Genomic DNA, 12244 nt, shown 5'->3' with positions numbered 1-12244 from the left:
GAAATAAGGACAGAAACAATTAAAACGTATAATTGTTAAAATTTTCAGAAATTAATACAACACAAAAACAAACCAGACTGAAATTGCGCGTTTCAATCTGGCTTGGTTTGGATAAAATGAATTTTTCAAATGTATACTTTATATAATTTTATTCGTATAACCATTCTTCATTGTTGGCTGTATAAACACTTAATTCGTTAGGTTCGAACCATAAGCTGATTTCTCTTTTAGCTGATTCAACTGAATCTGAACCGTGAATAACGTTACGGCCTACAGTTAAACCTAAGTCGCCTCTGATTGTACCAGGTGCTGCTTCAGTTGGATTTGTTTTACCAATCATATTTCTTGTAACTTCTACTACATTTTCACCTTCTACTACCATCGCAAAGACAGGTGCTGAAGTAATGAATGATACAAGACCTTCATAGAATGGTTTACCAGCATGTTCACCATAATGTGTTTCTGCTAATTCTTTGGAAACAGTCATGAATTTACCGCCAACTAGTTTTAATCCTTTTTTCTCTAAACGTGTGATGATTTCACCAACGATATTACGTTGAACACCATCAGGTTTAATCATTAGAAAAGTTCTTTCCATTTCGCAAATCCTCCTGAATTATATGTGTATTTGGTTAAATATAATTAAATACATTCTAAGTTTAACAGTTTGTTTAAGCGCTTTCAATATTTTGGAATTGTTTTTTATATATTTCTGGATTCCATTCGTTTAATCAACTTTTTAAACCATGTTGTTGCGCCGTTTACTTCAAGCTCATCTAGTAGATGAATTGCTTTTTGCAGATACTGTCTGCTGATTTGTTTCGCAGCATCAATATTAGATGACTGTCTGATATATTCAACACAGTATACAAAATCCTCTTTAGGACTATTTGGATTAAGTGCATCAACTTTCGTCTTGAATTCCGGATTTTCTCTCATCTCAAGTAACACCGGCAAAGTAATATGGCCGTTCATTAAATCACTGCCTACAGGCTTGCCTAATTGCTTTTCAGTACTCGTAAAATCAAGAATATCATCGACAATTTGGAAACTCATCCCAATATAGTGGCCGATTCGCTTAAGTTTATTAGCTGTTTTATGATCAGCATGTGCAGACAAGGCACCTAACTCTGTTGCGAGTTGGATTAACAAGGCTGTTTTACGATTAATCCGTCTTAAATAATTAGTGATGGATTGCTCAGTGTTAAATTGATCTTGGAATTGGAATAATTCTCCGCGGCATACATCCACAATCGCATGGGATGAAATCATATGTATTCTTTTATCTTCAATCGACGAAATATTATTTAAGGCTAAGGCAAGCAAATAGTTGCCGGTTAAAATTGCAGTATCTTGGTCCCATTTTTTACTGATAGTTAAACGCCCTCTGCGTTTATCGCTTCTATCAATGACATCATCGTGGACTAATGTCGCCATATGAATTAATTCTAAAGAAACAGCAATTTTATAAGTGTCTTCATTCCTAGGAGAAATACCGTATTCACTGCTCAAAATGACAAAAGACGGGCGCACACGCTTACCGCCTGATGACAATAGATGGTGTGACGCCTCTTCTAATACAGCATTATCACTTTTAATAGTCTGTTTAAGTTCTTTTTCAATTTTTTTGATTTCTTTATTAATGTTTAACTTCTCCACATTAATCACCTTTTGCTGTTTCTTTTTCCTTATACCCTAAGTGCATAGCTGCTACGCCGCCTGTAAAACTTTTCACTTCAATATCTCTGAAACCTGCTAATTGGAACAACGCTTTTAGTTCATCGCGATCAGGGAAGTTAAAAGCAGAATGCTGCAACCATTCATACTCTTCTTTAGATTTAGCGAAAAATTTGCCGAATACAGGCATAACAAATTTAAAGTAAAGCTGGTAGAGTTGTTTAAACACAGGAATAGTAGGCTGGCTCGTTTCAAGACATACGACCATACCGCCCGGTTTTAGAACGCGGTTCATTTCTTTCAAAGCAATGACATAATCTGGAATGTTGCGTAATCCGAAACCGATTGTGACATAATCGAATTCATTGTCGTCAAATGGCAATTCCATAGCGTCACCTTGAACGAGTTGAATATTCGCCATGTTTTTAGTTTTTTCTTCTCCGACTTTGAGCATGTTTTCACTGAAATCAAGACCGATAACTTCACCAGTAGGTCCGACAGCTTTGCTTAGTGCAATTGTCCAATCTGCTGTACCGCAGCATACGTCTAATGCTTTGCTGCCTGGTTTAACATTCATAGATTTCATAACGCGTTTACGCCATACTTTGTGTTGTTCAAAGCTGATAATATTGTTCAATCTATCATACTTTGTCGAAATGTTTTGAAAGACTTTATGTACTTTTTCTTTATCTGCTTTATTTTTAGACATATTAATTACCTCTACTTTGCTTTATATTACTATTCAGCGCTTTAAAAACAGCCTCAAGTTCATTTTCGCTATAATCTTTCAAATAAGCCGGATGATGCTCTGAAGCATATTGAATTAATGATTCAGCGATTCCGCCTAATTCAGCACGTGGATGGAAGTGTTGAATAGTAATCATAGGAAAAATGGTTTCAATATATAATATTGCATCTTTCATTGCATCATCATCGAGTGCTCTATAATGCAATGAAGTTTTATATTCATTTACTTTAATGATTGCGTCGCTCATTGCTTCTAAGTATTGTGAATCATTTATAGCAGCCGTTAAAGTATAAAAATGCGCACTGATTAAGTCCCCTATCAAAATCGCATGCTTTGACAGACTGCTTCCTGTAATTGAATCCAGATGACTCATAGATGTATCGATTGCGAGGCATGCTAATTTTGCTTCTGGCAAAATATCTTGATCATCAAGTACATGAGCCAATTGATGATTATACTGAATTGGTTCATGACTATGTATACCATTAAGTTTGCGATCTATTTGGTTTTTTAATGTACTTAATGTTGAATCCATGTCTGCACCTCACGTTATTAATCAATAATCATCTTAACATTATATATACAAAAATAAAATCACTTTATTTCAACTGCTTGCTAGATTCAGCAATTTTATTGATAAAAGCAATTAAAATTATAATTTTACAACATAAAAAGAAAAGCCCTGAAAAAGGGCTTTTCTGTTAAGTATTGAATTCATTATTTAACTGCATCTTTTAAAGCTTTACCAGCTTTGAATGCTGGAACTTTGCTTGCTGGGATGTCGATTTCTTTACCAGTTTGCGGGTTGCGACCTTTACGGGCAGCACGTTCGCGAACTTCAAAGTTACCGAAACCGATCAATTGTACTTTTTCACCTTTAGATAGTGAGTTTTGAATTGATTCGAATACAGCATCAACTGCTAAGCCAGCTTCTTTTTTAGTTAATTCTGCTTGTTCTGCAACAGCGTTAATTAAGTCTGTTTTGTTCATTATGAGTCACCTCCCAAGGGTTTGCTAATGATAACTTAATATCATTATGCTATGACTTTAACACAACGACTCTTACTATCGCAATTATTTATGAGCATAAAACCGCGATTTATAAGGTTTTTTAGCTAATCAGGTGTAAATATACTATAATAGTAAATTAATTTAATGTCTATTCAGATTTTTTGTCTCTATCCATTAATAATTTAAGGCTTTTTTCTAATGGGACATTTTCAAATAATACACCGTATAACGCTGATGTGATAGGCATATCAATGTTTTTCTTCTTAGCTAAATGATAAACAGATTCAGTTGTATAGAAACCTTCTGCAACCATATTCATTTCTGAAAGAGCTTCATCTACTGTTTTGCCTTTGCCGATTTTATAACCGAGTGTATAGTTTCTTGAATGTGTTGACGTACACGTAACAATTAAATCACCGATTCCGCCAAGACCTAAGAAGGTCATAGGATCAGCACCTAGCGCTTCGCCTAAACGGCTGATTTCAGCGAGTCCGCGTGTCATCAATGCAGCTTTTGCGTTGTCTCCAAAGCCCATACCGGCAACAATACCGCTTGCTACTGCGATAATATTCTTCAATGCGCCGCCGAGTTCTACGCCCACTAAATCATCATTCGTATAAACACGTAAATATTCATTCATAAATAAATCTTGAATGCGTTTGCTGACATTAGGGTCTTTTGACGATGCAGCAACCGTTGTAGGCTGTTGAATTACAACTTCCTCAGCATGGCTAGGACCTGATAATACACCGATACCGCCATTATGCTCAGGTGATAATGAATCCTCTATCAATTCTGATACACGCTCGAATGTTGAATTTTCAATTCCTTTCGCAACATGTATAAATGTTTTCTTACCTGTTAACTTTTCATCGATTTGCTTAACCACTTCTCTGACTGCTTTTGTAGGCAACGCAATCAGATACGTATCTGAAAACTGAACAGCTTCGTCCATGTCTGATGTTGCTTTAATTGCAGCGTTCAATTTTGCTTCGTTCAAATAACGTGAATTTGTGTGATAAGTATTGATCTCTTCAATGCTTTGTTTATTTTTTCCCCACATTAAGACATCATGACCGTTTTGCGCGAGTACATTCGCTAATGCTGTACCAAAACTGCCCATACCAAAAACGGCAACCTTACTCATTTCATTCATCCTTTCAATTCTAATTTCTCTTTCTTGGAATTATTTTAATCGGAGTACCTTCGAATCCGAATGCATCTCTGATTTGGTTTTCTAAATAACGTTTATAAGAGAAGTGCATCAACTCTTCATCATTTACAAATACAACAAATGTCGGCGGCTCGATTGCAACTTGTGTTGCGTAGAATACTTTCAATCTGCGGCCTTTATCTGTAGGTGTAGGGTTCATTGAAATTGCATCTGTAATGACTTCGTTCAATGTTGAACTTTGTACACGTTTCTTATGGTTTTGGCTGGCTTCATTGATTAATGGGAACAATGTGCGCAAGCGTTGTTTCTCTTTTGCTGATACGAAAGCGATTGGTGCATAATCTAAGAATTGGAAATTCTTGCGAACTTCGTCTTGGAATTTTTTCATCGTTTTGCTGTCTTTTTCCAAGGTATCCCATTTGTTGACTACAATAACGATGGCTTTACCTTCCTCATGCGCATAGCCTGCCACACGCTTATCTTGCTCGATAATGCCTTCTTCAGCATCTAATACCACAAGTACTACATTTGAGCGTTCAATCGCCTTTAAAGCACGTAAAACAGAGTATTTCTCTGTTGATTCATACACTTTGCCCTTTTTACGCATACCAGCCGTATCAATTAATACATAATCTTGATCTTCATATGAATATTCAGTGTCGATCGCATCACGTGTTGTGCCTGCAATATTAGAAACAATGACACGGTCTTCCCCTAAAATTGCGTTAACAAGACTGGATTTACCGACATTAGGACGTCCGATTAAAGATAAACGGATTGTATCTTCGTCGTATGGGTCTTCCCCTTCTTCTTTGAAGTGTTTTGCTACTTCGTCTAATAAATCCCCTAAACCAAGTCCGTGAGATCCAGAAATCGGGAAAGGTTCTCCAAAACCAAGTGCGTAAAAGTCATAGATATCTGCTCTCATTTCAGGATTATCTACTTTGTTGACTGCTAATACTACAGGTTTATTTGTTTTATACAGCATTTGTGCTATCATTTCATCCGTTTGCGTTAAACCTTCCCTTTGGTTCACCATGAAAATGATAACGTCAGCTTCATCAATTGCGACTTCAGCTTGTGCTCTGATTTGTGTTTGGAATGGCGCATCAGATAATTCAATACCACCTGTATCGATGATATTGAAGTCATGCGTTAACCATTCACCGCTTGAATAAATGCGGTCTCTTGTTACGCCGGGTGTATCTTCAACAATTGATACACGTTCGCCGACGATTCTATTGAATATTGTAGACTTACCGACGTTCGGTCGACCTACAATCGCAATAACAGGTTTAGTCATAAGCTAACTTCCTCTCTTTAATATATCTAATTAATTTTATCACATGGCCGATTTAAAGCAAAAGATATTTAGAAATAAAAAAGCCAAGGCAGCAATACGTGAGCATATTGTCACCTACTGCAACCTTGGCTGGCTTAAACATTATTTATTAAAATTTAAGATTTTTTAATTTGTCGCCGAACATTTCACCTAATGTTGGGTTATCATTATCTTCATCATCATTATGATTTGAAGTCGTATTTTCAACTTTTTCTTCTGTTTCGTTATCGTCGATTTGCAGTACTTCCTCTTCTGGAACAGCTGCTTTGATTGAAAGTGAGATTCTTTCATTTTCTTCATCGACGCTCAATACTTTAACTGTAACCGTTTGGTTAGGTTCAAGTACTTCGCTAGGTGTTGCAATGTGTTTGCGACTGATTTCTGAAATGTGAACAAGTCCTTGTACGCCAGCAGCGATTTCAACGAATGCACCAAAGTCAGTTAATCTTACAACACGGCCTTCAATTACTGAATCCGCATGGATTTCACCTTTAATGCTTTCGAATGGACTTGGTAACGTATCTTTAATAGAAAGTGAGATTCTTTCTGAATCTTGTTCTACTGATTTAACTTTAACGTTAACTTTTTGTCCTACAGATACTACATCTTCAGGTTTATCAACGTGTTCGTGTGAAAGTTCAGAAACGTGAACTAATCCATCAACACCGCCGATATCTACGAAAGCACCGAAGTTAGTTAAACGTGCAATTGTACCTTCAATTACATCGCCTTCATTAAGTGAAGCAAGCAATTCTGCTTTTTTAGCTTCATTACGTTCTTGTTCTACTGCTTTTCGGCTAAGGATGACGCGGTTGTTTTCAGGATCAAGTTCTTCAACACGCAGTTCAAGTACTTGTCCATCAAAACTTGAAAAGTCTTCAATGAAATCAGTAGAAATTAACGAAGCTGGAACAAACCCTCTTTGTCCTACATCTACAACTAAGCCGCCTTTAACGACTTCAGTTACTTTAGCTTCAATAATTTCATTATTTTCTTGTTTCTCTCTTAAATATTCATAAGACTTCTCTTGCTCTAATTGACGAATTGAAAGGATATAAGCACCAGTTTCATTTTCTTCGTCATTTTCTACCTTAGTCACATAAGCTTCTACAGCATCTCCCTCTTTAACAACCTCGCTTGGGCTGTCAATATGATGCGTAGATAATTGACTAATCGGTACAATACCGCTAAATTTGCCACCGTCGACATCAACAATCACTTGTTTATCTTCGACTTTTTGGACTTGTCCAGAGATTTTATCTCCTTCTTTAATTTCATTAATCATTGATTCATTGAATTCTTCAGTCATCTTGTATGCCTCCTTGTACACTACATAATTATAACATCTTACAAACTGACAGAATTGTCAAGAAATTCACCTCTATTAACTAAATGGGTAATTTCTCATTTCTCTGCAGTTAATGAAACATTATCGCTTATGTACAAATGTACATATTTATTCTCATTATGATATATACCACAAAAATTCATTTATTATTCACAGCATGACACAATTGTTTTATTCTGTTTCAACTGTCAATGTTTAATAATGAATTCTTATAATTGAGTTAATATAATTTACAAACGAATAACAAAGCACTTAGAACGAGACGATTATTTATTTCTGACATCTTCAATCAGCTGATTGATTACTGCAGTGACTTCTTCGATAGATTTTCCTGTTGTGTTTACAGTAATAGCATCTTCTGCTTTGCGTAATGGTGAGATCTCACGCGCCATATCGTAATCGTCGCGTGCTTTTATTTCTTTTTTAAGTTGATCTAATGAGGAAGGAATTCCGCTTTCTTCATTTTCTTTTTGTCTGCGTTCAGCACGCTCATCTACAGAAGCAATCATATAGACTTTTAAATCAGCATCCGGCAAGACAACTGTACCAATGTCGCGCCCATCCATAACAATGCCTTTTTCTGCAGCTAATTGTTGTTGGACTTCTACAGCAAATGTTCTTACAGGTTCTTTAGAAGCCACATAAGATACATTTTGTGTAACATCATTTGAACGTAAATAGTCTGTGATATCATTATCGTTTAATAATACACGTTGACCTTTGTCATCGTCATAAACCAATTTTAAAGTTATATCTTCAATAAGAGATTGAAAGTCCTCTGGTTTACCCTCTTGTAAATATTTATAGGTAATTGCACGATACATAGCGCCTGTATCTACATAAATCATAGAATGGCTTTCAGCTACCTTTCGTGCAATCGTACTCTTGCCAGCAGCTGCTGGACCATCAATAGCTATATTTATTAAACTCATATTTAGAAAACCTTCCCTTGTCGTTTTTTCACTTTTATTTTATCATAAAAACGTATTATAGAGATAGGAGCGATGACATTGAAAAAGATTCTGGTTATGCATACCGGTGGTACCATCAGTATGTCTGAAGATGAAAGCAACAAAGTAGTAACAAATGAACAAAATCCGATTTCCAAACATCATGACGTAATTTCACGTTATGCGGATGTAACTGAAATTAATCCGATTAACTTGCCTTCACCGCATGTAACGATAGCGGATGTGGTGAAGTTAAGAGATATTATCGAAGAAGCAAGCCGCAACAACGAGTATGATGGTTTTGTTATTACGCATGGTACAGATACATTAGAAGAAACTGCGTATTTATTAGATCTCGTTACACAAACAAATAAACCTATCGCAATTACAGGTGCGATGCGCTCCTCTAATGAAATTGGATCTGACGGTTTATATAATTTTATTTCTGCACTGCGCACAGCAGCTTCAGATGATTCATCGGATAAAGGTGTCATGGTAGTATTTAATGATGAAATCCACACAGCACGCAACGTAACTAAGACACACACATCCAATACCAATACTTTCCAAAGCCCGAACCATGGTCCATTAGGTGTCTTAACGAAAACAAGTGTTCAATTCCACCATAAACCATACCATCATCAAATTTTGGAAAAAGTTGATCCGAAATTGAATGTTCCTATCATTAAAGCATATATGGACATGCCTAGCGATATTTTCTATTTTTACAGCGAGAAAAATGTCGATGGTATTGTAGTAGAAGCTTTAGGTCAAGGCAACTTGCCGCCTACTACATTAGATGGCTTAATGGCTTGTTTGGATAAAGGTATACCAGTGATATTAGTATCAAGATCTTTCAATGGTATCGTAGGTCCTATTTATGCATACGATGGCGGAGGTTATGATTTAGCACAACGCGGCGTCATTTTTTCTAACGGCTTGAACGGACAAAAAGCCCGTTTGAAATTGTTAGTTGCGATGAGTAATGACTTTGATAAAGAAGCATTGAAAACTTATTTTGATGCACAAGTTTAAAAATTTAAAAACAATTATAATAAAACCGAGATGCAGTCTACATCTCGGTTTTTTATAGTTGGATGATAATTATATTTTAAGATTCTAAAGGTGTTTGTTTTTTAGCAATGATGTTTTGTGCAATAATACCGCCGTGGAATTTGCCGTTTTCAATGAAAATTGTATTGGCATCGTTACCCGCCGCAATTACACCTGCGATATAACAATTTTCGACATTTGTTTCGTATGTTTCTTTATCATAAACAGGTGCTGTACCAAATTCATTGGTGTTAATATCAATGCCGATAGTTTTCAAGAAATCATAGTCCGGATGATAACCAATCATCGCAAAGACATAATCATTAGGAAGTGTATATGTTTCGCCTTCTTTTTCGAATGTTACACTATCTTCATCGATTTTAGTAACATTCGCATTGAAGTGCATATCGATTTTTTCATGACGTACTAATGATTCAAAGTTCGGCAAAATCCAAGGTTTGATTGCGCCTGAATAATCTGCACCGCGATAAAGCACTGTCACATGTGCGCCAGCTTTTTCTAATTCTAGTGCAGCGTCCACAGCTGAGTTTTTGCCCCCGATAATTACTACGTTTTGATCGAAATAAGGATGTGCTTCTTTAAAGTAATGGAATACTTTAGGTAATTTCGCACCTTCAACTTCCAACTCGTTATGTTGGCCGTAATAGCCTGTCGCTACAGTTAAGAAACGACATTGATACGTATCTTTAGTTGTAGTAATTAAAAAGCGTTTACCCATTTTTTTAACTGTGAGGACCTCTTCAAATGCGTGCACATCAAGCTGATGGTATTTCACAACTTCTCTATAATAAACCAATGCTTGATTTCTTCTTGGTTTGTACTCTTCTACAATAAAAGGAACATCTCCGATACTTAATTTATCACTAGAAGAGAAAAAGGTTTGATGTGTAGGGTAATTGTAAATTGATTCAACTACGTTGCCTTTTTCAATAACCAATGTTTCAATCCCTTTTTTCTTTTGTTCAATTGCTGCACTTAAACCGCACGGCCCGCCGCCAATGATTATACTTTCTACAGTTTGCATAGTTTTGTCCTCCTTTTTCACACCTCTAATATTATATCAATCATACAGAATATTAAAAGGAATTAAGCTGTTTTCTTTATATTCAATGAAATGAAAAAAGTTTTTGGTCCAACAACATAGAAAAACCTCACCGCAAATAAAATTTTGCAGTGAGGTCATATTTGTTATTGAGGAATCACAAGTTGTTGTCCATTAGAGATATTATTGCTGTTTAAGCCATTAGCACGTTTGATTTTTTCAACATTTTCCGGTGTACCTTCACCGTAATAACGAATCGCAATTCGGTATAAGTTTTCTTTACCATATACGGTATGCGTTTGACCGCCTTGATTTTGTTGCTGTTGTTGTGCTTGTTGATTTTGTGCTTGGCCGTTTTGGTTATATTGATTATTTTGATCATATTGACCTTGTCCAGCATTTTGTTGGTTTTGTGCATCATAGGCGCTTTGGTCTTGTGCATCAGAACCATCTGAATCTGATGTTGCACTGTCATCTGAACTATTTGCTTTGTCTTCCTCTTTTTTGTTTTTATCTTTGTCTGCTGCTGCTTTATCTTTATCGCTGTCTTTTGCTTTTTCTTTATCTTTGTTTGATTGTTGTGCTACTTTTTGATCATCTTGAGCTTTGTCGCTGCCTTGATTAGTTAGTGCCATACCGCCGAAGATAGCAATTGCTGCTAATAGCAAGAGACCTAACAGCAATGGTAATAATTTCTTCATGCCGCCGCCCTTTTTCTTAGGTTGTTCATTGTGACCATTATTTGCGCCGTTACTGTTGCCAGTACCGCCGCCATTGCCTGAACCGGCATGCGCTGATTTGCTTGCTGCGGCACCGCCGGCTGCACCTGCAGCACCTGCTGCCGCTGCTTTCTTGCCAGTATTGCCTTTATTATCTTTTTGGTCTTTTTGTTTTTCAGACTCTTTTTTATCAGAGTGTTTTTGAGCTGCTTTACCAGCAGCCGCACCGCCAACAACACCCGCTGCCCCAGCAGCCGCTGCTTTTTTACCAGAATTATCTTTCTTGTCTTGGTTTTTAGCGTCAGAGCGTTCAGCATCTTGGCGTTCTTTTCTATCAGCTTCTTTTTTGTCAGAGTGACTTTGAGCAGCTTTACCAGCAGCTGCACCGCCTGCAACACCTGCCGCCCCAGCAGCCGCCGCTTTTTTACCAGAATTATCTTTCTTATCATGGTCTTTAGCGTCAGAGCGTTCAGCATCTTGGTGTTCTTTTCTGTCGGCTTCTTTTTTATCTGAGTGGCTTTTTGCTGCTTTACCAGCAGCCGCACCGCCAACAACACCTGCCGCCCCAGCAGCCGTTGCTTTTTTACCAGAATTGTCATGAGATGGTTTATCTTTTTGAGGTTCTTGGTGTTGATGTTCCTCATTTTTTACCGGTTCGTCAGCTTTTGTTTCTTTCTTATCGTGGTTTTGCTGTAATTTCTTACCGATAATACCGCCGCCGACACTTCCTGTCGCAGCACCGCCTGCTTTTTTCTTGTTGTTTTTATTAGTTTTAACTGTCTCAGACACATGACCTTGCCCATTTTGTTTAGAATCAGCTTGTGCTTTTTCCTCTTCTTTATGTAGGTCTTTGTTTGTATCTTGATTTTCTTCACGTTGATGCGTTGCTGTTGAACGACGTCTTTGTCGTCTTCTGTGTGCATTTCTTGGCGGGAAATGTTGTTCCTGCTTTTCTTTTAAGTTTTCTTCTTGATGATTTGCTTCTTCGTCAACTGACTTGTCTAAATGATCAGAGTGTTTATGTGATGGTTTAGGATCAATTGATTGACGGTTGCGCTCAAAATCATCTTTAAAATTGTTATTTGACAACGCCATCATCCTTTCTTTATTAAAAAAATATTAATTTTACATATGTAGTATTCATACCCCAAATAAGAAG

Annotated in this window: 12 protein-coding genes; 1 reads left to right on the top strand and 11 read right to left on the bottom strand. The window is 36.8% G+C overall.

Features of this window, described 5'->3' with window-relative positions:
• Positions 1 to 148: 148 nt before the first annotated feature.
• From ndk to cmk, 9 genes are all read right to left on the bottom strand, one after another.
• Positions 149 to 598 carry a nucleoside-diphosphate kinase gene (gene ndk, locus C7N65_RS01815; protein ID WP_105992757.1) on the bottom strand — a complete coding sequence of 150 codons (450 nt, stop codon included), beginning with the start codon at positions 596 to 598 and terminating at the stop codon, positions 149 to 151.
• A 104-nt stretch (positions 599 to 702) separates the two neighbouring features.
• Positions 703 to 1659: a polyprenyl synthetase family protein gene (locus tag C7N65_RS01810; RefSeq protein ID WP_105992756.1), complete on the bottom strand. Its 957-nt coding sequence runs from the start codon at positions 1657 to 1659 to the stop codon at positions 703 to 705.
• 1 nt (position 1660) lies between these two features.
• The gene (locus C7N65_RS01805; protein ID WP_105992755.1) at positions 1661 to 2386 is read right to left on the bottom strand and encodes a demethylmenaquinone methyltransferase; all 726 of its coding nucleotides are present in this window, start codon (positions 2384 to 2386) and stop codon (positions 1661 to 1663) included.
• A gap of 1 nt (position 2387) precedes the next feature.
• On the bottom strand, positions 2388 to 2960 hold the full coding sequence (locus tag C7N65_RS01800) for a heptaprenyl pyrophosphate synthase subunit A (protein ID WP_105992754.1): 573 nt from the start codon (positions 2958 to 2960) through the stop codon (positions 2388 to 2390).
• Between the two features lie 182 nt (positions 2961 to 3142).
• The gene (locus C7N65_RS01795; RefSeq protein ID WP_047131051.1) at positions 3143 to 3415 is read right to left on the bottom strand and encodes an HU family DNA-binding protein; all 273 of its coding nucleotides are present in this window, start codon (positions 3413 to 3415) and stop codon (positions 3143 to 3145) included.
• Positions 3416 to 3584: 169 nt separating this feature from the next.
• Entirely contained in the window at positions 3585 to 4583 is a 999-nt protein-coding gene (locus C7N65_RS01790; RefSeq protein ID WP_105992753.1) for an NAD(P)H-dependent glycerol-3-phosphate dehydrogenase, read from the bottom strand.
• A 19-nt stretch (positions 4584 to 4602) separates the two neighbouring features.
• A complete protein-coding gene (gene der / locus C7N65_RS01785; protein WP_105992752.1) occupies positions 4603 to 5913 on the bottom strand; it encodes a ribosome biogenesis GTPase Der in 1311 nt (436 codons plus the stop codon).
• A 148-nt stretch (positions 5914 to 6061) separates the two neighbouring features.
• The gene (gene rpsA, locus C7N65_RS01780; RefSeq protein ID WP_105992751.1) at positions 6062 to 7261 is read right to left on the bottom strand and encodes a 30S ribosomal protein S1; all 1200 of its coding nucleotides are present in this window, start codon (positions 7259 to 7261) and stop codon (positions 6062 to 6064) included.
• 305 nt (positions 7262 to 7566) lie between these two features.
• Entirely contained in the window at positions 7567 to 8232 is a 666-nt protein-coding gene (gene cmk / locus C7N65_RS01775) for a (d)CMP kinase (RefSeq protein WP_105992750.1), read from the bottom strand.
• A 78-nt stretch (positions 8233 to 8310) separates the two neighbouring features.
• On the opposite strand from cmk, the gene C7N65_RS01770 reads away from it, so the two are divergent.
• Positions 8311 to 9285 (top strand): asparaginase, encoded by a 975-nt coding sequence (locus C7N65_RS01770; RefSeq protein ID WP_105992749.1) that lies wholly within the window; start codon positions 8311 to 8313, stop codon positions 9283 to 9285.
• Between the two features lie 76 nt (positions 9286 to 9361).
• Here C7N65_RS01770 and ypdA read toward each other — a convergent pair whose 3' ends face one another.
• Positions 9362 to 10348 (bottom strand): bacillithiol disulfide reductase YpdA, encoded by a 987-nt coding sequence (ypdA, locus tag C7N65_RS01765; protein ID WP_105992748.1) that lies wholly within the window; start codon positions 10346 to 10348, stop codon positions 9362 to 9364.
• A gap of 164 nt (positions 10349 to 10512) precedes the next feature.
• Entirely contained in the window at positions 10513 to 12174 is a 1662-nt protein-coding gene (locus C7N65_RS01760; RefSeq protein ID WP_105992747.1) for a LysM peptidoglycan-binding domain-containing protein, read from the bottom strand.
• Positions 12175 to 12244: the final 70 nt, after the last annotated feature.

This window comes from Staphylococcus simulans, from assembly GCF_002994445.1.
GTDB classification, from domain to species: domain Bacteria; phylum Bacillota; class Bacilli; order Staphylococcales; family Staphylococcaceae; genus Staphylococcus; species Staphylococcus simulans_B.
Note: the sequence above shows the minus strand (reverse complement) of the source record. Positions and strands in the feature narration are given on the sequence as shown.

Coding starts and splice junctions, on each gene's coding strand:
- C7N65_RS01800 (WP_105992754.1), bottom strand. CDS start 2,960: ATGGATTCAACATTAAGTACATTAAAAAACCAAATAGATCGCAAACTT.
- C7N65_RS01805 (WP_105992755.1), bottom strand. CDS start 2,386: ATGTCTAAAAATAAAGCAGATAAAGAAAAAGTACATAAAGTCTTTCAA.
- ypdA (WP_105992748.1), bottom strand. CDS start 10,348: ATGCAAACTGTAGAAAGTATAATCATTGGCGGCGGGCCGTGCGGTTTA.
- C7N65_RS01790 (WP_105992753.1), bottom strand. CDS start 4,583: ATGAGTAAGGTTGCCGTTTTTGGTATGGGCAGTTTTGGTACAGCATTA.
- ndk (WP_105992757.1), bottom strand. CDS start 598: ATGGAAAGAACTTTTCTAATGATTAAACCTGATGGTGTTCAACGTAAT.
- cmk (WP_105992750.1), bottom strand. CDS start 8,232: ATGAGTTTAATAAATATAGCTATTGATGGTCCAGCAGCTGCTGGCAAG.
- rpsA (WP_105992751.1), bottom strand. CDS start 7,261: ATGACTGAAGAATTCAATGAATCAATGATTAATGAAATTAAAGAAGGA.
- C7N65_RS01795 (WP_047131051.1), bottom strand. CDS start 3,415: ATGAACAAAACAGACTTAATTAACGCTGTTGCAGAACAAGCAGAATTA.
- der (WP_105992752.1), bottom strand. CDS start 5,913: ATGACTAAACCTGTTATTGCGATTGTAGGTCGACCGAACGTCGGTAAG.